Origin of the sequence: Sorangium sp. So ce1153 (assembly GCF_051521595.1) — a bacterium.
In the GTDB taxonomy this organism is placed as follows: domain Bacteria; phylum Myxococcota_A; class Polyangia; order Polyangiales; family Polyangiaceae; genus Sorangium.
The window spans coordinates 14228731-14252503 of record NZ_CP150361.1; the positions used below are offsets into that span (position 1 = coordinate 14228731).

Consider the following 23773-nt stretch of genomic DNA (forward strand, 5'->3'; position numbering starts at 1 on the left):
GGCGGCCGCGGCAGCTTGACTGTTTGTCGCAGGTTCGGAAGAATCCACACCGATTATGTATTCAGCCCTCTTTCGGAATGTCCTCTATCCGTTTTATGAGACGAAACTCCGAAGGAGGGCGACACTCACCTACCTGGAGGAGATGGAGCGCTCGCAGTGGCGGCCGGAGCGCGAGCTCCGGGAGCTCAACTGGCGAAAGATGCTGGCGACGCTCCGGTTCGCCGAGCAGAATATCCCGTTCTACCGGCGCCGCTTCGCCGAGTACGGGGTGCAGGTGAAGGACGTGCACGCGCCCGAGGATCTCGTGCGCTTCCCGGTCGTCACCAAGGCGGATCTCCGCGCGCACGGCGGTGAGATGATCGCCGAGGGGTGGAGCGGCAAGCTCATCCGGAGCGGCACGGGGGGCTCGACCGGCGAGCCGGCGCGGTTCTTTTACGATCACACGACATACGAGTGTAGGAGCGCGGCGGCCCTGCGGGCCGACGCGTGGGCAGGCGGGCGGCTCGGCGAGAAGGAGCTCTACATCTGGGGCATCCCGACGCACGAGCCCCGCTGGAAGAAGGTGAAGCGCACGCTCCACGAGGCCGCCATCCGGAAGAAGACGGTCAGCGCGTGGAACCTGTCCGAGTCGCGGCTCGCGGGGGTGGTGGACGAGATCCTCCGCTACCAGCCGAACCTCGTCGTCGGGTACACGAGCCCGCTCTACTACACGGCGCGCTACGCGCTCGAGACGGGGCACAGGCTGCCTGCGCCGAAGGGGATCATCGCGACGGCGGAGCGGCTCTTCCCTCACCAGCGCGAGACCATCGAGAAGGCGTTCCAGGCGCCGGTCTACGATCGGTATGGCTGCAGGGAGATGATGCTGATCGGCGCCGAGTGCGAGCGCCGCGAGGGCAAGCACCTCAACATCGAGAACAACTTCGTCGAGGTGCTGTGCGGCGGCCGGCACGCGAAGCCCGGCGAGCCGGGCGAGGTGATCCTGACCGACCTCGTGTGCCGGTCGATGCCGCTGATCCGCTACAAGAACGAGGACGTGGTGGTCGCGGCCGACAGGTCGTGCTCCTGCGGTCGCGGGTTGCCGCTGCTCGCCTCGGTCGAGGGGCGGGTGCTCGACATGATCGTGGGGCCGGACGGCCAGCTGCTCTCGTCGGTGTTCTTCCCCTACTTCTTCAAGGACAACCCGACGGTGGAGCGCTACCAGGTCCACCAGGACGCGTCGCGGGCGATCACGATCCGGATCATCCCCGGCGAGGGCTACAAGCCGGAGACGTCGCAGGCGATCGAGCGCGATCTCCGCCGGTTCCTCGGCGAGCGGGCGGACATCCGGGTCCAGCTCGTCGACGAGATCCCGGTCACGTCGGGCGGCAAGTTCCGCTTCACGATGACCGAGGTGCCCATCGAGTTCGGCCGCGAGGTCGCGGCGTGACGGGATCCCTCGAGGCCGAGCCGGCGCGGGGGGCGGGGCCGCGCGCCGCGCCGGACCGGCCGGTGAAGGTCGCGCACGTCGTGCTCGCGCTCAACGTCGGCGGGCTGGAGCGGGTGGTGCTCCGGCTGCTGGAGCGCACGTCGCGCGACCGGTTCGCGCCTGTCGTTTGCGCGCTCCAGGAGCCCGGCGCGCTGGCCGACGAGCTCGCGCGGCTCGGCGTGCCGCTGGTCGTGCTCTCGCGCAAGCCTGGCCTCGACCCGGGGCTCCCGGTGCGGCTCGCGGCGTGGCTGCGGCGCGAGGGGATCCGGCTGGTCCACACGCACAACCCGGGTCCGCACCTGTACGGCGCGCTGGCGGCGGGCCTCGCGCGGGCCGCGAGCTTGGCTGGCGGCGGCGGCGGGCCGCGGGTCATCCACACGAAGCACGGCCGCAACTACCCGAAGCAAAAGCGGAAAGTGCTGGTCAACCGTCTGGCGGCGGCGCTGACGGACCGGGTGGTGGCGGTGAGCGATGACACGCGCGCTGTCGTGCTCGAGGTGGAGCGGGTCGACCCGGCCAGGGTGGTGACGATCCTGAACGGCGTGGACCCGGAGGTGTTCCGGCCGGGCGACGCGCGCGCGGCGCGGGCGCGGCTCGGCGTCCCCGACGCCGGCTATCACGTGGGCTGCGTCGCGCGGCTCTCGCCCGAGAAGGACCACGCGACGCTGCTCGCGGCGTTCGCGCGGCTGCGCGAGGTGCGGCCCGACGCGCACCTGACGGTCGTCGGCGACGGCCCGGTCCGGCCGGCCCTGGAGGAGCAGGCGGCGCGGCTCGGCCTCGGCGGCGCGGTCCTTTTCACGGGGACGCGCGGCGACGTGGCGGAGCTGCTCCCCGCCTTCGACGTGTTCGCGCTCGCGTCGCTGACCGAGGGGATCTCGCTCACCCTCATCGAGGCAGCCTCGGCCGGACTGCCGATCGTCGCCACGCGCGTGGGGGGGAATCCGGAGATCGTGAAAGAGGGTGAGACAGGGCTGCTCGTCTCGCCGGGATCGCCAGAGCCCCTGGCGGCCGCGCTCGAGGCGATCGCGGTGCGCGACGATCGCGCCGAGGTGGGGATGCGCGGGCGGGCGCGGGTGATCGAGCGGTTCGGGATAGACCGGATGGTCCGGGCGTACGAGGACCTCTATGACGAGGTGCTCCGCGGGTAGTTTCGCGTGTCAGAATCCCACCAGAACAACCGGTCGATGACGAGCGGTCGCCGAAAGTAGCGGCGATCGCCACAGCTTGCGGCGCAGGCCCGCGTGCTCGCTCGCTGGACGAGCTGTGGAGGCGCCGGCGTGGCGCCTGCGCGCTCTCGCTCGTGTGGCCGCGGCTCGAGCCGGTGATCATCGCCGGGTAGCGGTCGAGGTCGCCACGCGCCGAGGCGGGCGCCATGAACGCGGCGGGCAGAGGAATTCAAATCTGCCGCACCTGGCGCCGCGCCCAACGGGGCCGGCCTCTGGTAGCCTCCGCCGCGCCGCCGACCGACCGGCGGAAACGAACGGAGAGATAGACACCACCATGGCCATCGTTCTTTACCACCACCCGTTTTCGCGCGCCGCCAACACTGTGTGGATGCTCGAGGAAGTCGGCGTCGAGTACGAGCTCAAGTTCGTCGACATCATGGCCGGCGACCAGAAGAAGGAGGACGTCACGAAGCTCAATCCGATGGGCAAGCTGCCCTTGCTCGTCGACGGCGACACCGTCGTCACCGAATCCGCGGCGATCGGCCTCTATCTCGCGGATCGTTATGCCCCGGGCCGCCTCGCGCCGAAGCTCGACGACGCGGCGCGCGGCACTTATTTTCGCTGGTCGCTCTTCGCCCCCTCGGTCATCGAGCCCGGCTCGATGGCCAGGGCCAGCAACTGGGAGTTCCGCGCCGGCTCCGCCGGTTGGGGCAACTACGACGACATGATCGCGACGATGGAGTCGGCCATCTCTGGCCGTGACTTCGTCCTCGGCAAGGAGTTCTCGATGGCCGACGTCATCTTCGGCGGCACCATCGCGTACATGCTCGACTTCAAGATGCTCGAGCCGCGCCCGAGCTTCACTGGATATGCCGAGCGGCTCAAAGCCCGCCCGGCGTACGCGAAGAGCGAGGCGCGCAACAAAGCCGTGATGGACGAGCGCGGCATCAAGATGCCTGGGGCTTAGCTCTACGGAAGATGACACGCCCACCGCTCGGGCGCGCTTCCTCGACCGGGGAAGATCAGAACGTCGAGAAATACGCCCACGGCTGGTTTCCGGCGCTGGCCTGCACGCAATAGCCGCCGTTTCGCTCGGCCGGCAAGGTGACGTTGGCGCCGTTGCAGGTCACGAGCACGCCGTTGACGCTGAACGTCCGCCCCGCGGCGAAGTTGCCGCAGTTGAGCCCTTGCAGGTTCACGGTGGTCTCGTGGCAGGTGGCCGCGGTGCCGAGGTTGCCCGAGTGGTAGCTCTGCGTCGAGAACACGACGGGGCTCGCGCAGAGGCCGCCGCAAGGCGTGCTGCCGCCGGAGTTGCCGCACACGTTCGACGTGCCGCCGCCGCCGCAGGTCTCGGGCGCCGTGCAGCTCCCGCACGAGCTCACGCTCCGCGGCGCGCCGCAGTTGTCGACGTCGCTCAAGCTGCCGCAGCCGGCGCCGAGGCGCGCGCAGAACTGGGCGTCGCTCTCCGGAGCGCAGGTTCCGTCCGTCACCTCGAAGACGAGCTCGACCGTATCGAAGAGGCCATCCTGATCCGTGACCCGCACGACGGCCGTGCTCAGCCCCGCGGAGGGCGGCGTGCCGCTCAGCGTGCCGTCGCTCGCCACCGTGAGCCAGCTCGCGCCGCTCTGCTTGGAGTACGTCAGCGTATCGCCGAGGTCCGGATCGGCAGCCGTCCCCGCGAGCGTCTGCCCCGACAGCGCCACGTTGACCGTGGCGCTCCGCGCGATCGGGTCGAGCGTGAAGCCGGGCGCGCGATTGCCGAGGTAGAGTGCCGAGACGCCGGGGAACTCGGTCTGCGCCCTGGCGAGCTCGAGCTCGAGCTGCGGAGTCCAGCGGAAGGCGAGCCGGGCCTCGTCCTCGAGATCCACCCCCGCGGCGCCCGCGCAGAAGTGGATGAACTCGCCGAGGTTGAGCGGGCGATTGCCGTACGTGCTGTTGATCGTGGGCAGGTGCTCGGCGAGGAGCTGGAAGAACCTGGACAGGAACCGGCTGCCCTTGTGGTCCGCGCCCGTGTTGCCGAACTCGCCAGCGTAGAGCGGATAGTACCAGTCGCGGAACCAGTAAACGCCGAACCCATCGGTGTGGGTCACGTTATCCGCGTAGATCACTGGCGCGAGGTTCGGGGAGATCGTGGTCAGGTGCAGGAACACGTCGTAGCCGAAGATCTCGGCCCACTTGCTGTCACCCCAGGCATTGAAGCCGGGTGAGCCCGCGATGCCGTTGTTGTTGCTCTCGACGATGTGCCCCATCTCGTGGATCAGCGACTGCACGACCCAGCCGTAGTCCGGCACCGACCAGTCGCTGCTCACGGTGAAGATGATGTTTCGATAGGAGGCGGCGCTGTCCGAGGCGTACACGACGCCACCGACGTTGTAGGCCAGGGTGCCGGGAACCTCGCCCGGAGCGTTGTCCTGGTTTCCGATCATGTGAAGGGTCGGGGTGACCATGCTGCCGTAGGTGTCCTTCGCGTAGCCCCAGGCTTCGCTGACGATCGGGGCCACCCAGGTGGCGCCGGACGGGTTCGGGACGTACTGGTCGAAGTACGCGGCGAGGTTCGCGTCCGAGTAGGCCAAGGTGACCGTGCGGTTCTGGCCGTCGTACCAGCCGTTCTCCACGAACGACGCGGGCGGTGTGTTCGCGGTGGTGGTCGCGCTCACGGGCCCGACCTTGATCGAGCTGCCCGCCGCGTTCTGCGCGCTCACGCGGAAATAGTAGGTCTGGCTCGGCGCCAGGCCCGTGGCGCGGAATTCGGTGCTGCCGGCGCCGGTCGTCCCGACCACGAGACCGGAGGTGAAGCTCGAGTTCGTGGCTCGCTCCACGCGGTACGACGCTTCGGGGTTGAGCTGCCCGGCGTTGTCCGTCCAGGTGACGCGGATCTGATTGCTCGACAGGGCCTGCGCGCTCACGCTGCCCGGCGCGGCGGGCGCGGCGAGCGAGGCGCTGCTCGTGCCGAAGAGCCGCCACTCTGCGAGCTGCGTGTCACCAGCGCCGTGGTTGGCCTGGATGTGCAGGCGGTACTGGCTGAACTCCAGGCGCTCGGGGTTGCAGGAATACACGCGCGCGCTGTGGCGGTTCGTGAACGACTGGTTGGCTCGCGTGTCGAGCGGGGTCCAGATCGCGCCGTCGTTCGAACCTTCGAGCGTCCATTCCTTCGGATCGCGGTCCGGAGCATCGTTGGCGGACGTCAGGCTGTAGCTGGTGACCACGGAGCTCGGCGTCTCGAGCCGGATCCAGGTGCTGGCGTTCGGCTCGTAGTACTTCGAGAACGGATTGTTGTCCGTGACCTTCGTGACCTCCTCGCCGGTGACCCCGTTTCCAGGGTGCTGCTCGACGGGCACGGACGAGGCGAGCGCGGTGATGTCCTGCTGCACGGCGACCCCCGCCGTCGTGGCGCGCGCGGAGACCTCGGACGGGAACCCGCGCAGCGCGCCGTTCACCGCCTGCACTTGATAGAGATAACTCGTGCCGGGCGCCAGGTTCGTGTCGGTGTAGCTGGTGGAGCTCGTGAAGACCTCCGTGGTGCCGCGGCCGTCGTCGTTCACGCGCTGGACGTAGTAACCGGAGGCGTTCGCGGCGGGCGCCCAGGTCAGCGTGACGGCGTCGGAGTCCACGCTCGGCGCGTCGAGCACCGGCGTGCCGGGCACGGTGCCTGCGGCCAGCGAGCCGCCGACGCGCAGCTCGGCGAGCTGCAGCTGGTTCTCGCCGCCGAGGTTCTGGCTGACGTTCAAGCGATAGTAGAGGTATGCATTCGAGTTCGAAAAGGTGAAGGACCGGGTCTGGTGCCGCGAGGTGAAAGACTCGTTCGTCCTCGTGTCGAGCACGAGCCAGCTCAGGCCGTCGATGGAGCCCTCGAAGGTCCAGCTGCGCGGATCGCGGTCCGGGAAGTCGTTGGCCGAGGTGATGTCGTACGAGACGATGATCGACGGAGCCTGCATCCGGTACTGGATCCACTCCGTGCGGTGGGGCATGAAGAGCTTGGTGTTGACGTCGCCGTCGTGCACCTTGTCGATGCCCTCGACCCCCGGAGGAATCCCCCGCATGTCGCTGACGCTGGCCGTGGACGCCGGGGTCAGATCCGTGCCAGTGAGGGCCGCTTGCTCCCACGCGGTCGCCTCGTCGGGGTCGGGCGACTCGAGAGATACGCAGGCGGGAAGGAAGAAGAGCGGGAGCCAGAGATGCGCGCGTGTACGGTGTTGCCGCATTGCCAATTGACCTCGTCAGGAATGAAGCGAGATGGATCGGAAACGGAGTTAACGAAGGAGCGCCGTTTCGGGTAGATGGAAAAGCACACAATTCGAGGGCGTCAAGGACGAACCTTCTGCTTCGGATGACTGATCATTTCTTATGCAATCTGATGCCCCCCGGAAGACGACATCAGAGCGACGATCGCGTTACGCGTTCCCGGCGGCGTGAGCTGGATCGACCTGCCGGAGCCCCCGCCGGAGGCTCCGTTCGCCCATCGCCCGCACGGGACGGTCGCGCAGCGAGTCGACGCGAGCGGCGGCCGACGCGCAGAGCGCGCGGCTCCTCTCGGGCCAGGTGAAGCGCCTCCTCTCGGGCCAGGTGAAGCGCCTCCTGCCCTTCAGAGGCGGAACGCCTTCGGCGAGCCCGAGAGCTCCGCGTTGAGGTCGCCGGTGGCGTCGAGGCCATACGCGTGCAGCCGGTACTCGGTCCCGTTGCGCCACGCGTCCGGAATCCGGAACGAGAACCCGTGATGCCCTGCCATGTTGAGGTGGGTGTTCACGTCCAGCCGCGGCAGGTCCGCGCCCGCGCCGCCGACGAACTGGATACCGCTGATGCCCGGCCCGCTCGCGTAGAAGTGCACCCCCACGCTGGCTGGCGTGTCGGGGTCGGCCGCCCACCCCGAGGCCACCCCGGTCGCCGGATCGATGCTGTCGAGCCAGCCGACAGGGGTCCGACGCAGCCTCCCCTCGTTGACCCGCCGCGCATAGGCCGAGTCACCTTCCCCGTAATACGCCGCGGCCCTGTCGCCCGGGACGGGGTTGCCGTCGCGGTCGAGCTTCAGGTGGAAATAGCAGAATCCCCAGACGTTCCAGGGGAGGACAGGGCTGCTCTCGCCATAGTGCATGAGCCCCGCCATGCGCTCTCCCTTCTGCGCCCTCGTCTCAGTGGTGTGCAGGCCCACCTCGGTCATGATCCACTGTTTCGCGGGCGCGTAACGGCCGTAGAGATCGAGCACCAGCGGGAGATCGTTGCCATCATACCAGGTCTGGCCTACGTCGTTGTAGGCGTGCACGGCGACGTAATCCGCGCTGTGAAGCGGGCTGTCCGTGCCCTGCGCGTAGATCTGCAAGAACCACTCGATATCCATGTCGGTGCGCGGGGCGAGCGAGCAGGTGACGATCTTGGCTTGAGGGAACCGCCTCCGGCAACGGGCGATTGCCTCCGCGAGATAGTACCGGTCCTCCCAGATGTAGCTCTCCTTCCACGCGCGGTTCTGGCGGGCCCAGAACCCCGTTGTGCCGTCCGGATCGTTTATCGAGTTCGGCTCGTTGCCCAGCTCGATGATGAGGTCCCTCTTCTTCTCCTTCGCCGCGTACCAGGGGGCGATCTCCGCCTCGACCGCGTTCGGATCGACATGGTACCTGTTGCCGGTGTACGTCCGGACGAGGGTGATGGGCGTCAGCGAGCAGAGCTCCGAGATGGTCGCCGGATCGGTGATCGAGCGGTCGTGCAGCCCCCACTCGGTGACCACCTTCAGCATCTGATAGCCGCCGCGGCGGATGGCGTCCTTGAGGTGGTCCATCCTCGCCTCCGTGAGCGTGAGGCCGGAGAAGCGCGGGGTGAACGCCACCTGCGCTCCGGCTTCACGCTCGATCCCGGTCACGACCCCCGCCACGCCGGCCGCTGTCGCCGAGATGAAGGCGCGGCGCGACAGCGCCGATAAGTTCCCCTTGTCGATCCTGCGCATGACAAACCTCTCCAATCGTGTTGGTTCAAGACGACCGCGCGCGTCCCTCGGCAGCTTCTGGCCGAAAGCCGCCAGCGGACGGCCCGCGCGTCTCACCCGCGACCGATGCACGCGTCGGACCAGGGGGGAACCTGCGCTCCGCTGGCCGCGCAGGCGGGCCCTCGAGCCCAGGCGCCGGCCGCGGGCTGTAGGCGGGGACCAACACCTGTTGGCGTGCGCCCACGATCGCCTCCGGCTGCGCCGCGGCAGAGGATCGGAGGGTCGTCATGGCGTTGCCTCCCAGTGACGTCATCATGCGGCTCCGTGGTTGGACGTGCCATAACGACGACGCCACAATACTTCACGGACCGCGGCGGGGGCAGCGCACGAGCTGGCACGGCTGCTCGTGCGCGAGGTGGGCGAGAATCAAGCGGCGCGCGGGTTCGCCCAGGCGCGCGCCCCGCGCCTCGTGCCGGAGAACCCGCCGCTCGTCGGGCAAAACCCCTGCCTCGTCATCCGTCGCTCGACCTCGCCGCCCCGTCTGGCAACGTGGGTGTCCTATGACGTCCCGTACAAGACCAGATTCTCCGTCGATGGTCGTTCCCCTTGCCGCGCTGATGGCTCTGAACACCGCATGCGGATCGAGCTCCGGTACGCCGGACGCGCCTGACGACCTCCGCGACGAGCTGGATCGCCGCCTCGATGCCGCGGCGATGGCCGGGTTCTCCGGATCGGCGCTGGTCACGGTGGACGGGGTCACGGTGCTGGCGCGCGGCTACGGCCTCGCGGACCGAGACAATGGCGTGCCCGACGCCGCCGACACTGCGTACGATTTCGGCTCCGTCATGAAGGACCTCACGGCGGCGGCCATCTTCAAGCTCGAAGGCGAGGACAAGCTCAGCGTGACGGACTCGCTCGCGACCTTCTTCGACGACGTGCCGGCCGACAAGGCCGAGATCACCGTCCTGCAAGTCGTCCAGCACCGCGCCGGGTTCGACGAGTACCACGACACCGAGGGAGACTTCGAGCCCATGGCGCGCCTTGAAGCCCGCCAGCGGATCTTCGCGCAGGAGCTGCGGTTCGAGCCGGGGAGCGAGGTCGCGTACTCGAACTCGGGCTATACGTTGCTGGCCGACGTCGTCGAGACCGTCTCGGGGCGAGGGTTCACCCAGTACGTGCGCGACGAGCTCCTGACGCCGGCCGGGATGCAACACAGCGGCTTCTTCGGCGACCCGGTGTGGGAGCGGGTCGACACCGCGATCGGGTACGGTACCTCGACGTTCGGGAGCAACGACCCCGCCGCGTGGCCGTACACGTGGTCGCTGGTCGGCAACGGCGGGCTGGTCACGACGGTCTCCGATCTGGAGCGTTGGCTGGTCGCCGTCTGGGGCGGGGACGTGCTGGACCCGGCGGCGCTCGACGCCTACCGAACGCTGTACCTCTCGGGCGGAACCTTCGAGGGCAAGACGGTTTACGGCTACGCCGGGGGCAGTGACTACGGCTTCGGGGGATACGCGGTGGACTGCCCGGAGGCGAACAGCCGCGTGGTCCTCGGGACGAACGCGTCCGACGCGTTCGATATCGAACAGCTTGGGGGCGAGCTGGCCAGATTCATTCTCTCGTCGAGGTAGGCGAGCTCAGCCTGGCTGACGAATGCCCACGGTGTTCTCCAGCAACCGCTGCCGGACCTCCCGCGCCCGATCGCGCGACACGGGGACGCGGAGCGTGGGGCCGACTTCGACGATCAGCTCGCCCGCGAGCCGGCTCAGCCCCTGCGCGTGCGCGGGGGCGATGAGCCAGTTGCGGTGCACGCGGAGAACGCGGCTGCCCAGGGCGGCCCCGAGCGCGTTGAGGGAGAGGTCCATCGAGAATACACCATCGAGGTGGTGGACGTAGGTGAGGCGATCTACTGTCTGAAACGCCAGCATGCCATCGAGGTCAAGGAAGACCAGGCTGTTGCTCTTCCGGGCGACCAGGCGCCGCCGCGCGGCGCCATGGGCCGGCGGCCGGCGCCGCTCGAGCAGCCGTGCCGCGCACGTCGTGATGCGATCGAGCGTGAACGGCTTCAGGAGATAGTCGACGACGCCCAGCTCGAACCCGTCGAGCGCGTACTGCGCCGAGGCGGTGGCGAGCACCACCGCCGGGGGGCTCGCCAGGCCGGCGAGCGACCGGGCGAAGTCGAGCCCCGAGCGATCCCCGGGCCGATCGACGAGGCGGACGTCGACGAACGCGACCTCGATGCCGAGCTCAGGGCGCCCGAGCACCTCTCGGGCATCCTCGACGCTCGTCACCGCGGCGATGTCCCCGAAGCTTCCAGTGTCGCGCAGCAGCTCTACCAGGAAGTTGCGAGCCGGCCATTCGTCTTCGATGATCAGAGCGGACAGGGGCTTCATGCGGTCCTCTTTGGCAACTCGATCTCGACGCGTGTCCGGCCGGGCTTCGCGTCGACCCGCAGCGAAGCGTGGGCGGATTCGAGGGCGATGCGGCGCCGCACCAAATCCAACCCCCGACCCCCGGGGCGGGCGGCGCCCGGGTCGAAGCCTGGCCCGTCATCCTCGACGGTGCAGCGCAAGCGGTCCGCGTCGTGGGCGATCCGCAGGGCGACACGGCCGCGGTCCGGCCGACGGAGCGCGCCGTGATGAACCGCGTTCTCCAGCAGCGGCTGCAGCAGCAATGCCGGAAGGACGCAGTCCTCCGCCGAGCGGTCCACGTCCCACTCGAACGCGAGCCGCCCGAGGTGCCGGGACTCCAGGATCCGAGCGAAGCCCCGGAGCCAGCTCACTTCCTCGCGCACCGTGTGACGGTGGCGTCGCGACTCCTGCATGGCGTCTCGGAGCAGGTCCCCGAGCGTCGCGATGAGGTTGCGGGCTTCGCGCGGCTCTTCGGTCACGAGGCCTGCGATCGTGTTGAGGGTGTTCAGCACGAAATGAGGTTCGAGCGCGGCGCGGATGCGCGCGAGCTCGGCCTCCTGGCGGAGCGCGTGTCGCTCCTGCTCCAGCCTTCGCTCGGCGCCGATCCGGCGCGGCAGCTCGACGAGCAGGGCCCAGAAGCCGAACAGCGCGTCACCGTCGAAGAAACCGACGACGGCGGTGGCCCCCAACGTCTGCCGCGGGCCTTCGGCGAAGGACCCGGGCAGCGCCATGACGAGCAGGAGGAGGGCAAGGCGGGTCAGCGAGCTGGCGATGCCGGCCGTGAGCGCGAGGGCGAGCAGCTGCCGCCAGACCGGCATGCGCTGCGTGTCGAGTCTGTGCGCCACCGCCGTGAGCGCGCCGAGGACCGCCGACACCCACGCCGCGATCCCCAGCGCTTCCCGGGCGTCGAACCTGCTGGTGCTGACCCAGTCGAGCAGCCAGAGCACGGCCGTCGTGATCAGCACGGCCTTGCCGAGGTGGGCCTTCCCGTGGCTGGTGGGTTCGTGCGCCGCCGCCGCGACGCCACCAGTCTGGGCTAGCATCGTCCGGGTCCGGCCACGGGGTCTTGGGGAAAAGACATCACGGGATCACCAGGGTACACCGCATCGCGCGGCCGAACGGCACGCTGGCGCCCGACCGCACCCGTGAGCCGGGGGGTGCATTCCGGGGCCCATGCTCACATCGACCCACCCCGTCCCATGTGCCAGCTCCACTAGATCTTCGCCATGGTCGTCCGCGATGTCGAGGCGCGCCCGGCGCTCGGTGGTGCAGCGCGCGGACGAGGGACGCGTCGTTGCTCGGCGACGGCGAGCCTCCAGTCCCGCCTGGCGCACGCCTACCGCGAGGAACCGTGCACCGAATTCGTGATCTCGAGGAGCGACCGCACGAGCGGGTCCTTGTCGTCCATGGCGCGCCACACCGAGCGGCCCAGGATGACAACGTTGAGGTCCCGAACCCGCTTGAACACCACTCCGGCAAGGAGCGTCGACGCGGCGCTCTCGGGAAACATGCTGAGACCTTCGCCGCTCGCCACCAGCATGAGGATCACATCGCTGCTGGCCTCCTCGTGGGCGAGCTCGAGCGTGAGATCATGCGCCCGGAAGGCGGCGATGATGTCGTCGTGGAGGCGCGGGCCCTCCTTGCGCGGAGGCCAGAGAAAGCGCTCCTGCTTCAGGTCCGCGACCCTCAGCGTGCGCCGTGCGGCGAGGCGATGGCTCTTCGACATCACGACGCCGACGCGCTCGCGATACAGCACGCGGAAGCGGAAGAGCGGGTTGTCTTCCGGCGAATGATAGCCGTACCCGACCGAGATCTTGCCGTCGCGCAGCGCGGCGACCTGCTCCTCGCTCGGCAGCGGCCGAAGGCGCACCTCGACGCGCGGATGACGCGCGCGGAACGTCTGCACGATCCCCGGCAGCAGGAGGGTGTCAGCCAGGGCGCCGTCGAACCCGATCACGACCGTCCCGATACGGCCTTGCGCCGTCGCGCGGGCGTCCTCGACCGCGAGCGTGGCGCGAGCCAGGGTCGCGCGCGCACCTTCGAGGAAGCTCCGGCCGGCGGCGGACAGCTTCACCCCGCGTCCCGAGGGCACGAAGAGCTCGACGCCGATCTCCGCTTCGAGCTGAGCGATCTGCCGGCTCAAGGGCGACTGCGAGACGTGGAGCTGCTCGGCCGCCCTTCCGAAGTGCTCCGCTTCCGCGACCGCGATGAAGTACCGCAGGTGACGCAGCTCCATGATTCAGACCTATAGGGTCTGAAACCGTTGCGATCAATGTCCTGGTGGTCTTGAGCGCGACGGCGCAGGCTGTTCGACATGGGGCGAATCGAGACGTTCGAGGAGCCGTCGCCCGGCTTTCTTGGGCCGGCTGAGCTGGCGCGCGGCTGGGCGTCGCGCGTCGACCGCTCGAGCGCCGATGCAGAGCACACGCTGGGGCTTCTGTTTCGCTGGGCCTCGCGCCCGACAACCGAGAGAACCCGAACATGACCGAGAACGACCCGACCTCCAGCTCGGAACCAAAGGAGCGCGCGAGGCCCGCACCCGAGGCGAACCAGCTGGTGCAACGTCGCCCCGCCGGCGCGGCGCTCGTCGCCGGGGCGGTGATCTTCTTCCTCGCCGAGTTCATCGCCGCCGCGGCATGGACGGATCCTCCCTATAGCTACACGCATCACTACATCAGCAACCTGGGAGTCCGTGGCCCCCTCGAGGCTCTTGGCCAGTTCATGATATCGCCGCTCGCGTGGGTCATGAACACCGGGTTCTTTCTCTTCGGGATCATGTTCTTCATCGGTGTCGCCGCGCTCAAGGGCCTGCGAAGCTGGCGCCGCTGGGCAGCGCTCATCCTGGGAGCTCTCGTCGCGCTTGGCGGCGTCTTGCTGGCGTTCAACCCCGGTTCCGGAGAGCCGCCCGACGGCGCGGTCGACTATCACGGCCTGGGCGCCTTCGCGTCCATCGTCGGAGGCAACGTGCTCGCGATCCTCCTTGGACGGCAGCGCCAACAAGTCGGAGTCACTCCGAAAGCCGGGAGGGCCATGGTCGTCCTCGGCGTGTTCGGGCTCGCCTCGATGGTGGCCTTCCTCGCGGTCGCCAGCTCGGGGGCCAACGTCCTCATCGGCCTCGTCGAACGCTGCGCCGTCTATCCCATCCTGGTCGGCTTCCTCTGTGCAGGGGCGTCGATCTGGAACCGCCGGACCGTTGCACGCTCGAGCGGCGAGGACGAGACTCCCCGACCCTAGATACTGAAGCAGCAGCCAGCCTACATCAACATCATCAAGATGCGCGCCAAGCCGGGAGGGATGAGGGCTCCGCTCGAGCGCTGGACGAGCGAGGCCGCGCGCAGGAAAAGGAGAACCATGCTGGAGAGGATCTGGGATCGTCATCGCGCCGCCGGGCTCGACGAGGCTGCGGCCGCCGCCGCGGCGCCGTCGCCGGAGGAGCTCTGCTACCTCGCGATGCTGGCGTTCGCCGACGAGCGCGCCGCGGACGCCGCGGCCTTCGCTGCCCGGGCCGCGGAGGCCTCGCCGGGAGATCCGCTGTTCCGCGCGGCCGCGGCGCACCTCGCGCGGGTCGCCCGGGAGGGGAAGCGCAACGTCTACGTGTCCGCGGAGGGGTTCGCCGCCTTCATCCGCGGCGGCGGCAATGTGCCGCTCTACCGGGAGACCAGCGGGGCGCTGGCCAGCCAGTACCCGGAGGCGCCCTTCGATCTGCTCGACATCGGCGCTGGCGACGGTATGGCCCTGCTGCCCGCGCTGACGCCGGCGGTGCGGCGGGTGACCGTGGTGGAGCCGGCGGCGCCGCTGCTCGAGCGGTGCGCCGCGGCGCTCTCGGCGCGGGGCGTCGGCTTCGAGGCCTTCAGCGGGCGATTCCAGGACCTCGCCGCGGATCCCGGCATGGCGTCGCGGCGCTGGGCGGTCGCGCAGGCGACCTTCTGCCTGCACGCGATCGCCCCGGCCGAGCGGCCGGCGCTGCTCCGCTGGGCCCGTGAGCGCTGCGATCTCCTGCTGATCGCCGAGTTCGACGCGCCGCGCATGGACGAGCCGCTCGCGCCGGACATCGCGCGGCACGTGCTCGAGCGGTACCGCGAAGGGCTGACCGAGTATTCCGGCGCCGAGCTCGACACGGTGGCGCAGGGCTTCCTGATGCCGGTGCTCTTCGGCTATGCGGACCGCGGCGCCGCCCGCACCACGTTCGAGCACCCGATCGACGACTGGGCGGCGCTGCTGCAGGAGGCAGGCTTCGCGCGCGTCGAGCGCCGGCTGCTCCATCGCTACTGGTGGGCGCCGGCCTGGCTGCTGGCGGCGCGCTGACGCTCAGCCGCGCTTCCCGAGCGGCGCCGGGCCGCCCGGACGTCACGTCTTCTTGAGGTCGCAGTTGAACATCCAGCGGATGCCGAACGCGTCGGTGAGCGTGCCGAACTTCGCGCCCCAGAACGTGTCCTGGAGGGGCATCGTCACGGCGCCGCCGGCCGCGAGGGCCTCGAACACCCTCGTCATGTCCGCCACGTCGTCGAAGCTCAGGAAAACCTCGGTGTTGCTCTCCTGCGGAACCGGTCTGTCCGGCGTGCCGTCGCTGACCATGACGAGGCCCGGGCCGACGCGCAGGGTGGCGTGGATGATCAGGTCCCGGTTCTCGGGAGCCGGGGTGTTGCCCGGGATGTCGCCGTAGCGCATCAGGCCCTCGACCTTCGCGCCCAGCGCGCCCTCGTAGAGCTTGATGGCTTTCCCCGCGGTTCCGTTGAACATCAGGTAGGGATTCAGGTTCTTGATCGACATGTCGGCCTCCGTGCGATGGTCCGCGGCGCGAGCGGCGTCGCCCGGGACCCAAGGTTGTCTCTCGACGCGGTGAGGAGCTCCAGATCATCGGCCCTCGCGGGCGCCGGCTCTCCTCACTTTGCGTCCCGGAGCGGGAGGATCGAGCGGAGCCGCCGGTCGCGCAACCAGAGCCCGCCCCAGAGCAGCGCCGCGACGTAGATCGGGAACAGCGTGTGGGTAAGGAGCGGGTTGCCGACGCGCACGTGCGTCGCGATGGCGCCTCCCAGGTAGCCCGTCCAGAGCACGGCCCCGAGCACCGCCGTGCGCGGGGCGAGGTAGAAGGCGAGGCACACGAGCTGCACGACGCCGAGCGGGAAGATGACGCTCGCCTGGTATCCGAGGCTGGTCGTGCCTTCCACGACCTCGCGCGGCTGGAACAGCTTGCCCGCGGCGTCGAAGGCCAGGAACAGCACGGCGATGCCGCTCAGGATCCGGCCTGCCCAGAGCGCCTTCCTCGAGCGCGGGACGTCGCGCGTCGCGCCGGTCGCGGGCGCGTCGAGGGCGACGCCGGTCTGCGGTGCCTGGTTGTCGTCTCGGGTGGTCGCGGCGTGGTGAATGGCGGGGGAGATCGCGGTCATGGTGGCCTCTTCTGTCCGGGTTCGAGGGCATGGACCCCCGCGCCCGGTCAGAATCATCGGCGCTGCGAAAAAAAATCGACCGCCCCTGCCGCCCGGCGTTCGCGGCCGCTCGCTCGCCGTCGCGCCTCGGGCGCTACTGGCCTTCTTGCGCGCTCCGGTCGAGCTGCACGGAGGCCGTCCACGTGCCCCTCGCCACCTCGCCTCGCACGGTCGCCCGCCCCGTCGCGAGGTCGAGATCGAGCGCCGGTCCGCCGCCGCCGAGGCGCGTCTTCTCGCCGTGGTCGTCGCCGACGCGGACGACCTGGTTCCTCTCCACCGTGCACGCGGACACGCCGGTCGTCCCCGCGCCGTAGAGCATGTGGCCGCCGCACTCGAGGCGCGTGAGGCACTGGTTGCCGGGGCTCCGGAGCGGCGTGACGCGCAGCGTGCACTCGGCGCCGACCTTCACCGGGCTGGGACCCGTGGCCTCCGTGACGCGCGCCGACCTGCGCAGCGCCTTGCCGGTGGCGTCGAGGAGCGGCTCTCTCTTCACGGGCGCGCTCTGGTAAGGCAGCGCGAGCTCGACCCTGTACGCAGGCGCTGAGTCGCGCCAGACGGCGCCGGCCTTGCGGATGCTGTGGAGCGAGACCTCGGCCCTCTCCCCGGCCCGCGAGCCTTTGTCCTCGTACGAGATGGAATAAACATAGGTATCAGGGGCCGAGCCCGGGTCCTCCTGCACGCCGCTGCTGAACATCGACATGCCATTGAGCGGATCGCTCGAGCGGTAGATCGGCCTGCCGCCGCAAAGGACCTGGAGCGCGGGCACGTCGATGTCGTCCCCAGGGCTCTTGAGCGTCGCCTCGACCGTGCACGTCGCGCCGGCCGCGAGGGGGAGCCCGGTCGCGCGCGTCACGGTCGCCTTCCAGGTCGCGGTCGCGGTCCGCGCCGGCGCCGCGGGGGCCGGCGTGGCCGGCGCCGGCGCCGGCGCGGGCTCGGGGGCTGGGTCCACGGGCACGGGGGTCGGGACCACGACTGGGTACGGCACGGCGCCGGCCGCCGCTTCGGGCGCGGGCCGCACCAGCAGATAGGCCGCGACCGAGCTGCAGATCCCGAGGCCCGCGATGATCGCCAGGACCGGCACGAAGAGCGAGCGCTGCGGCCGGCCGCGCACCTGGTCGAGCTCGCGGCCGAGCTGGTCGAGCACGCGACGGGCCTCCGCCATCTGGCGCTCGAGCTGCGCGACGCGCTCCGTCCGGTCGTCGTCCCGCTGGTCCTCCAGCGCCCGCTTCGCCGTCGCGAGCTGCTCCTGGAGGCTGTCCACGCGCCCGCGCAGCGCGTCTCGTTCGTCGCGGTAGTGCATCGTGCAACGGTAGCATCGGCAGGCGCGGCGCCGGCGCCCGCGCTGGCGAGGACATCGAGGGCGTTTTCGTGCTCCGCGCCGGCCAGAGGCCGCGCCCTCCGTCCCGGCGGCCGTTGGCGCGGTGAGGAGCAGGCCTCCCCGCGATCTGGCGCGTCGCTCGGCGCTCATCGCTCCCGCGCCAGACGTCGCGCCCATGTTGCCGGGGCCACGTGTACCCTGGTAGCTGGTCCGCAGAAGCTCGCCGGGAGGATGACCCGGACCGTGGAGCAGGGAGCGCGAGGATGGGTCAGGCTGGCGAGAGCAGTGGCGTCGCGGTGCCGGAGCAGTGGGGCGAGCTGTCCGGCGCTCCGGGGCAGGAGGCGGGCGCGCGCGCAAAGACCCGCTCATCCATCCCCGCCGCGCGCCGCACCGACGCTCCGGGGCCCGAGGGGCTGGAGGTCGACGCGGGCGCCCGCCCTCGCACCCTCGGGATCATCACCCCATTTGTCGACGGCTCGTTCTGGAACCCGGTCCTGACGGGCATTCACGAGGCGGCGCAGGAGCGCGGGTACCGCACGATGGTGCTGCGCGGCACGCCGTTCGAGCTCCGGGCGCCCTCGCTCGCCAGGGGGCAGGTGGACGGATGGATCGTGCTGATCGAGGTGCACGGCATCGAGGCGCTCGCGCGCGCGGGGGTCCCGTTCATCACGGTCGGCACGCGCGCCGCCGAGGTCAGCTGCCCGGCCGTGATCCCGGACAACCGCGGCGGCATGAGGAGCGCGGTGCTCCACCTGATCGAGCACGGACACCGGCGCATCGCGTTCGTCGGGTACTTCGCCGCTTACGACGTGCGCGAGCGCTTCGCGGCCTACAAGGACGCGCTCGCCGAGGCAGGTATCCCGTTCGACCCGGATCTGGTCGTCCAGAGCGACAACAACTGGTACAGCGGCGGCCAGGGCGCGGCGCCGGCGCTCCTCGCGCGGCGGCACGAGTGTACGGCCGCCGTCTTCGGGACGGACAAGAACGCGATCGGCATGATGCCCTTGCTGAAGGCGGCGGGCGTGCGGATGCCCGAGGATCTCGCGATCGTCGGCTTCGACGACATCGTGGAGGCGCAGGGCGTCGACCCGCCGCTGACCACGATCCGCCAGCGGTTCGAGATGATGGGGAGCGCGGCGTGCGATCTCCTCGCGTCGATGATCGCCGGCGAGGCCTTCCCGCCCGAGGGCGTGCACACGGCGAACGTGCTCGTCCAGCGGAGCTCGTGCGGCTGCAACGTGATCCAGAACTTCCTCGACCAGGAGGACCTGGCCTCCGAGGAGGGCGAGGGCGGCGTCCTGGCCCGGCGGATGGTCGAGATGCTCCTCGTGCCCCGGCAGCTCCCGCCCGGGACGCCGCCGACCGAGGTATGGCCAGCGGTCACGCGGGTGGTCGAGGGGTATTTCGCGGCGCTCCGGGGCGCCGAGCCGCTCCCGGCGGTGGAGGTGGAGCGCGCCTACCGCCAGGCCGTCGGCGTCACGCCCGATCTGGGGACCTTGCTGGCGGCGGTGCGCCTGCTCGGCCAGTCGCACGAGCGGCGCCGCGTGCCCGTGGACGCGGCGGCCAGGCGGCGCGTCGAGGACTACCTGGAGCTGTCGCGGCTCGCGATCGCGCGGGCCCGGCTCGAGGCGGAGACGCAGGTTGTCCACCAGCTCGGGTTGCTCGCGAGGACCAATTACGACGTGAGCTTCGCGCTGCTCGGCGGGACGCAGCACGAGGCCCGGTCGCTCGCGTGGCTCGAGGCGACCCCGGCGGTCTGGAGCTGCCTCGCGCTCTGGGACGATCCGGAGACGCGCGCGAGCCTCGTCGTCGCGGGCGCTTACAGCCGCGACGGCAGCCCGACGCCCCCGATCGGCGGCCGCTGCCCGCTCGAGGCGTTTCCGCCGGCGGAGACGCTGCCGCCCGCGGCCGCGGACGGCTCGCTCATGGTGTTTCTCCTGCCGATACGCTCTGCCCGGCGCGACTGGGGGGTCCTGGCGCTCGTCGGCCCGACGCTCGTCGCGATGACCGGGGACGAGGGCACGGTCGCGATCTGGGGGACGCTCCTCGGCGCGGCCCTCGAGCGCGACGCGCTGCTGGAGTCGGTGTCGGCGCAGCACGTCGACCTGCAGAAGGCCTATGCGATCGAGCGCGCGCTCTCGGAGACCGTGCGAGAGCTGGGCTGCCCGTTGATCCCGCTCCTGCCCGGCACGCTGCTCGTGCCGATGATCGGGATGATCGACGGCGGCCGCGCCCAGCAGGTGCTCGAGAAGGTGACCGAGGGGGTGAGCCGGCACAGGGCGCGCCGCGTGCTGCTCGACGTCACCGGCGTCCCGTTCGTGGACGCCGAGGTGGCCAGCGCGCTGGGCGCGATCAGCCGCGCGGCTGCCCTGCTCGGCGCGCGGGTCTATCTGGTCGGCGTGCGCCCGGAGATCGCGAGGAGCCTTGTCGCCGTCGAGCTCCGGGACCTGGACACGTTCGCCTCGCTGTCGACGGCGCTCCGCGCGCTCGCGCCGGCCGGGAGGGGCCGCAGGTAGCGTGTCGCTGTCTGAACATGAAGGGACGCCACGGCGCCGCGAGGCGCCTTGACGCGCCGAGACGCGGCTGGCGTAGAATCGCTCGATGCTCGCCGTGCACTGCCCGCGTTGCGGGCGACCTGCGCCGGTGTCCCTCGCCAGCCCGGACTTCATGGCCTGCGCGGCCTGCCACTACCGCGGCCCGCCGCCCGCCGCGGCGGCGCAGGGCCTGCGCGCCGCGGCGCACGTCGTGCTCCAGACCGATGCGCGCCGCCGCCAGCTCTCGGACGCGCTGCGGCGGACGCTGGTCACGGCGTCGCGGCGGCACGCGCGGCTCCTCGTCGTGTTCGCGCTCGCGTCGGTGCCGATCACCGGGTTCACGGCGCTCATCCTGCTGGGGCTCTGGGTCAGTCCTGACACCGACGGCGACGTCGTCACCGGCGGGATGGTGGTGGCGTCCTGGCTCGGCACCGTCGGCGCGGGCGCGGCCGTGCTCGCGCTCGTGCGCCGCAGGCAGCGGCGGATCGAGGAGGCGTGCGCCGCGCGCCCGCCCGCGGCCCCGGGCGAGCCGGCGGCGTGCCACGTGTGCGGCGCGCCGCTCGGCGGGGGCGACGGCGCGGTCGCGCGCTGCGGCTTCTGCGCCGCCGACAACCTGGTCTCGCCGGCCGTCCTCGAGCGCGTGCGCGCGCGCCAGGTCGTCGTCCTGCAGTCGTTCGAGCAGGCGGTGAGCGCCGAGCTCGCCTCGTTCGGCAGGGCGACTTCCGGCGCCGCCGCGGCGGTCGTGGCGACCGCGCTGGTGGTCCCGGTGGCCGTGTTCCTCCTCGCCATCGCCGCCGTCCTGGTCCGCGAGTGGGGGCGGCCGCCGGTGGACGCCACGGTGCGCTACGCCGTCGTCAGCACGCCGCTCGGGCAGTGCGTCGGAAAGCTCTCGCCGGGAGGAGCGGACGGCGGCGCGGCGGTCCGGTTCGGCGGGTTCCGGCGCGCGGAGCTGCCCGAGGAGCAGGCGCTCGCGCCGGGAGCCGCGATCGAGGCCGTGTCGCCGGCAGCCCTCGTCGGCCGCGCCGTGACGGCGAAGCAGGGGGCCGGCGTTGTCGCGGAGGTGTTCTCGTCGCCGCTCACGGGCAACTCCGTCGAGGTCCGGCGCGAGGACGGGACCTCGTTCACGAGCAGCATCGCCGGGCTCTGCCTGGGAGGGGCAGCTCCGAGGTGAGCGTCCTCCGTGTTGTGCGCTCCGGTTTCGTGCGCTCCGGTTTCATGCTCCCCGGTCTCGCGCGCTTCGGTCTCGTGCGGCGGGCCGGTGGGGCGAGCCCGCCGTGGACAGGGAAGTTCGGCTGGCGCCATCAGCGTATCTGTTGGGCGAAGGGCGCTGCGATGGTCGCGCCTGGCGGCCGCCGCGCGCGGATGGCGGATGGACGCTGTCGTCCTTGCGGTCGCGCCCCTGAGGAATCCCCTTATCATGCAGCCCTTTTCAGCGGGAAGATTGAACAGGGAGGCGGGGAGGCGGGGAGGCGGGGAGACGGGGAGTATTTGAAGCTTTTCCTCTCCGTCTCCCCGCCTCCCTGTGAATTTTCCGAAGAGTTCGAGGGATGCCTCAGGTCGCACCCCTCAATGCGCCTCGAGCGCTCGATCGCGGTCTGTCGAGAGTCGCGCTCCGCGATCCGTGATGATGGCCCTGTCCGGAACGCCGGCGAAGCCTGCGGCGGCCGCATCTGCGCGGCCGCGCAGATGCGCGCGCGGCGCTCGCCGCGTGGCCAGAAGTTAGTTGTTCCGTGTCGGCGCCCTCCACGTATAGTGGGGGTGGTTGGTTGAGGGTTAGCTGGTATTCACACCGGTGGAGACAAGATGAGCCAAGGTGGCTGGGGCGGGGGATCAGGGGGCGGTCAGGGCGGTGGTGGTCACGGTCAGCCGCCGGGTGGCGGCGGCTATGGTCCGCCGCCGGGCGGCGGCTACGGCCAGCCGCCAGGACAGCCGCCGGGTGGCGCGTATGGCCAGCCGCCAGGGCAGCCGCCGGGCGGCGGCTACGGCCAGCCGCCGGGGCAGCCGCCGGGTGGCGCGTACGGCCAGCCGCCGGGTGGCGCGTATGGCCAGCCGCCGGGGCAGCCGCCGGGCGGCGGCTACGGCCAGCCGCCGGGGGGCGCGTATGGTCAGCCGCCGGGGCAGCCGCCGGGCGGCGCGTATGGCCAGCCGCCGGGGCAGCCGCCGGGCGGCGCGTATGGCCAGCCGCCGGGGCAGCCGCCGGGCGGCGCGTATGGCCAGCCGCCGGGCGGCGGCTACGGCCAACCGCCGGGGCAGCCGCCGGGTGGCGCGTATGGCCAGCCGCCGGGCGGCGGCTACGGTCAGCCGCCGGGCGGTGGTCAGCCGCCGGGCGGCGGCTACGGTCAACCGCCGGGCGCCGGCGGCTATGGTCCGCCTCCGGGCGGCGGTGGCTGGGGCCAGCCGCCGGGCGGTGGCGGTGGCTGGGGTCAGCCCCCTGGCGGTGGCTACGGAGCACCCCCGGGCGGCGGCTACGGAGCGCCCCCTGGCGGCTACGGAGTGCCTCCCGGCGGCGGCGCCTATGGCCAGCCGCCGGGGATGGGCGGCGCGACGTCGTGGGGCGCGGGCGACGCGGCATCCTTCGGCTGGGAGCGCGTGAAGCGCGACCCGGCGATCCTCATCGGCGCCGTCGCTGTCGTCGGGTTCGCGGCAGGCCTCCCCAACGCCATCGGCGGAGGCATCCAGGCGGCCCTCGCGAGGGATGCGCCCGGCCTCGGGGCGGCCGTCCAGTTCCTCCTGCAGCTCGTCGGCTTCGTGCTCGGCAGCTACTTCGCCGGAGGCCTGTACACTCTGCTCCTGAAGGTCGCGCGCGGCCAGCCGTACTCGTTCAACGACATCTTCGGCGGCGGCCAGTGGTTCCTCCCCATCCTGGGCGCCCAGTTCCTGACCGCCCTCGCCGTCGGCATCGGCATGGTCTTCCTGTTCGTCCCCGGCGTCATCCTCGCGCTCGGTCTGAGCATGACGATCCTGTGCATCGTCGATAAAAACCTCGGCACCATCGACGCGATGAAGGAAAGCTGGCGAATCACGACCGGCCACAAGGGCGGCCTCTTCCTCTATGCCTTGCTCGCCTTCGCGCTCTTCCTGGGAGGCGCGCTCGCCTGCTGCCTCGGTACGCTCGTGGCCGCGCCGATCGCCGCCATCGGCTATGCGTACATCTACCTGCGCCTGACCGGCCAGCCGATCGCGAGCTGAGCCTCCTCGAAGGCTCGCGTCCGCGCTGCCCCCTCCCCGCACGCCCTTCTCCAACCTCGCGCGAACCGCTGTCGCCCATCGGGATGACGGGCCAGCGCCGTCCAGACCGAGCATTCTGGACCGCTCGTTCCAGGACGATCCATCCGGCCCCGGCGCCACCCAGCCCGCGCCGGTCGAGGTCCGCGGCCGCATCCACCCGGTTCCGCCCGGCGTCGAGCGCGCTCCCTCCTTCCCGCCATCGTCCCCGGTCGCTTTCATCGCCTGTCCGGATACCGCTGCTCGCGTCGAGAACCCTTTGCGACACCTCGATCTACGCAGCTGTCCAGGCTGCCGTCCGGCGTTTCCGTACCCTG

General features: G+C 70.9%; 17 protein-coding genes. 9 read left to right on the forward strand and 8 right to left on the reverse strand.

The genetic code is table 11. The features are described 5' to 3' along the window. Nucleotides 1-142: 142 nt before the first annotated feature. From WME85_RS51850 to WME85_RS51860, 3 genes are all read left to right on the forward strand, one after another. On the forward strand, nucleotides 143-1426 hold the full coding sequence (locus tag WME85_RS51850; RefSeq protein WP_437833064.1) for a phenylacetate--CoA ligase family protein: 1284 nt from the start codon (nucleotides 143-145) through the stop codon (nucleotides 1424-1426). After that, entirely contained in the window at nucleotides 1423-2613 is a 1191-nt protein-coding gene (locus tag WME85_RS51855; RefSeq protein WP_437833065.1) for a glycosyltransferase family 4 protein, read from the forward strand. Before WME85_RS51850 ends, WME85_RS51855 begins: the two co-directional genes overlap by 4 nt. A gap of 352 nt (nucleotides 2614-2965) precedes the next feature. After that, nucleotides 2966-3598, forward strand: coding sequence for a glutathione S-transferase family protein (locus WME85_RS51860; RefSeq protein WP_437833066.1), 633 nt, complete (start codon nucleotides 2966-2968; stop codon nucleotides 3596-3598). A gap of 55 nt (nucleotides 3599-3653) precedes the next feature. On the opposite strand, the gene WME85_RS51865 is transcribed toward WME85_RS51860, so the two are convergent. Continuing rightward, nucleotides 3654-6671, reverse strand: coding sequence for a fibronectin type III domain-containing protein (locus WME85_RS51865; protein WP_437833067.1), 3018 nt, complete (start codon nucleotides 6669-6671; stop codon nucleotides 3654-3656). Between the two features lie 542 nt (nucleotides 6672-7213). After that, a complete protein-coding gene (locus tag WME85_RS51870; protein ID WP_437833068.1) occupies nucleotides 7214-8479 on the reverse strand; it encodes a hypothetical protein in 1266 nt (421 codons plus the stop codon). 656 nt (nucleotides 8480-9135) lie between these two features. Between WME85_RS51870 and WME85_RS51875 the strand changes: the two genes are divergently transcribed. Then, nucleotides 9136-10173, forward strand: a complete 1038-nt coding sequence (locus WME85_RS51875; RefSeq protein WP_437833070.1) for a serine hydrolase domain-containing protein — start codon at nucleotides 9136-9138, stop codon at nucleotides 10171-10173. A gap of 6 nt (nucleotides 10174-10179) precedes the next feature. Here WME85_RS51875 and WME85_RS51880 read toward each other — a convergent pair whose 3' ends face one another. From WME85_RS51880 to WME85_RS51890, 3 genes are all read right to left on the reverse strand, one after another. Beyond that, nucleotides 10180-10935 (reverse strand): LytR/AlgR family response regulator transcription factor, encoded by a 756-nt coding sequence (locus WME85_RS51880; protein WP_437833071.1) that lies wholly within the window; start codon nucleotides 10933-10935, stop codon nucleotides 10180-10182. Continuing rightward, the gene (locus tag WME85_RS51885; protein WP_437833073.1) at nucleotides 10932-11996 is read right to left on the reverse strand and encodes a sensor histidine kinase; all 1065 of its coding nucleotides are present in this window, start codon (nucleotides 11994-11996) and stop codon (nucleotides 10932-10934) included. The genes WME85_RS51880 and WME85_RS51885 overlap by 4 nt, the downstream gene beginning before the upstream one ends. A 293-nt stretch (nucleotides 11997-12289) precedes the next feature. Continuing rightward, on the reverse strand, nucleotides 12290-13189 hold the full coding sequence (locus WME85_RS51890; protein WP_437833074.1) for a LysR family transcriptional regulator: 900 nt from the start codon (nucleotides 13187-13189) through the stop codon (nucleotides 12290-12292). A 245-nt stretch (nucleotides 13190-13434) separates the two neighbouring features. On the opposite strand from WME85_RS51890, the gene WME85_RS51895 reads away from it, so the two are divergent. Both WME85_RS51895 and WME85_RS51900 read left to right on the forward strand, forming a co-directional pair. Next, complete coding sequence (locus WME85_RS51895; protein ID WP_437833075.1) at nucleotides 13435-14187, forward strand: DUF998 domain-containing protein; 753 nt, start codon at nucleotides 13435-13437, stop codon at nucleotides 14185-14187. A gap of 117 nt (nucleotides 14188-14304) precedes the next feature. Further along, on the forward strand, nucleotides 14305-15258 hold the full coding sequence (locus tag WME85_RS51900) for a class I SAM-dependent methyltransferase (RefSeq protein WP_437833076.1): 954 nt from the start codon (nucleotides 14305-14307) through the stop codon (nucleotides 15256-15258). A gap of 42 nt (nucleotides 15259-15300) precedes the next feature. Here WME85_RS51900 and WME85_RS51905 read toward each other — a convergent pair whose 3' ends face one another. The 3 genes from WME85_RS51905 to WME85_RS51915 form a co-directional block, all read right to left on the reverse strand. Beyond that, nucleotides 15301-15723, reverse strand: a complete 423-nt coding sequence (locus tag WME85_RS51905; protein ID WP_437833077.1) for a VOC family protein — start codon at nucleotides 15721-15723, stop codon at nucleotides 15301-15303. Nucleotides 15724-15836: 113 nt separating this feature from the next. Further along, entirely contained in the window at nucleotides 15837-16340 is a 504-nt protein-coding gene (locus tag WME85_RS51910; protein WP_437833078.1) for a DoxX family protein, read from the reverse strand. Between the two features lie 133 nt (nucleotides 16341-16473). Beyond that, nucleotides 16474-17679: a hypothetical protein gene (locus tag WME85_RS51915; protein WP_437833080.1), complete on the reverse strand. Its 1206-nt coding sequence runs from the start codon at nucleotides 17677-17679 to the stop codon at nucleotides 16474-16476. A 281-nt stretch (nucleotides 17680-17960) separates the two neighbouring features. Between WME85_RS51915 and WME85_RS51920 the strand changes: the two genes are divergently transcribed. The 3 genes from WME85_RS51920 (at nucleotide 17961) to WME85_RS51930 (ending at nucleotide 23420) form a co-directional block, all read left to right on the forward strand. After that, complete coding sequence (locus tag WME85_RS51920) at nucleotides 17961-20213, forward strand: substrate-binding domain-containing protein (RefSeq protein WP_437833081.1); 2253 nt, start codon at nucleotides 17961-17963, stop codon at nucleotides 20211-20213. A gap of 85 nt (nucleotides 20214-20298) precedes the next feature. Continuing rightward, nucleotides 20299-21402: a hypothetical protein gene (locus WME85_RS51925; protein WP_437833082.1), complete on the forward strand. Its 1104-nt coding sequence runs from the start codon at nucleotides 20299-20301 to the stop codon at nucleotides 21400-21402. A 632-nt stretch (nucleotides 21403-22034) separates the two neighbouring features. Continuing rightward, entirely contained in the window at nucleotides 22035-23420 is a 1386-nt protein-coding gene (locus WME85_RS51930; RefSeq protein WP_437833083.1) for a YciC family protein, read from the forward strand. Nucleotides 23421-23773 lie beyond the last annotated feature (353 nt).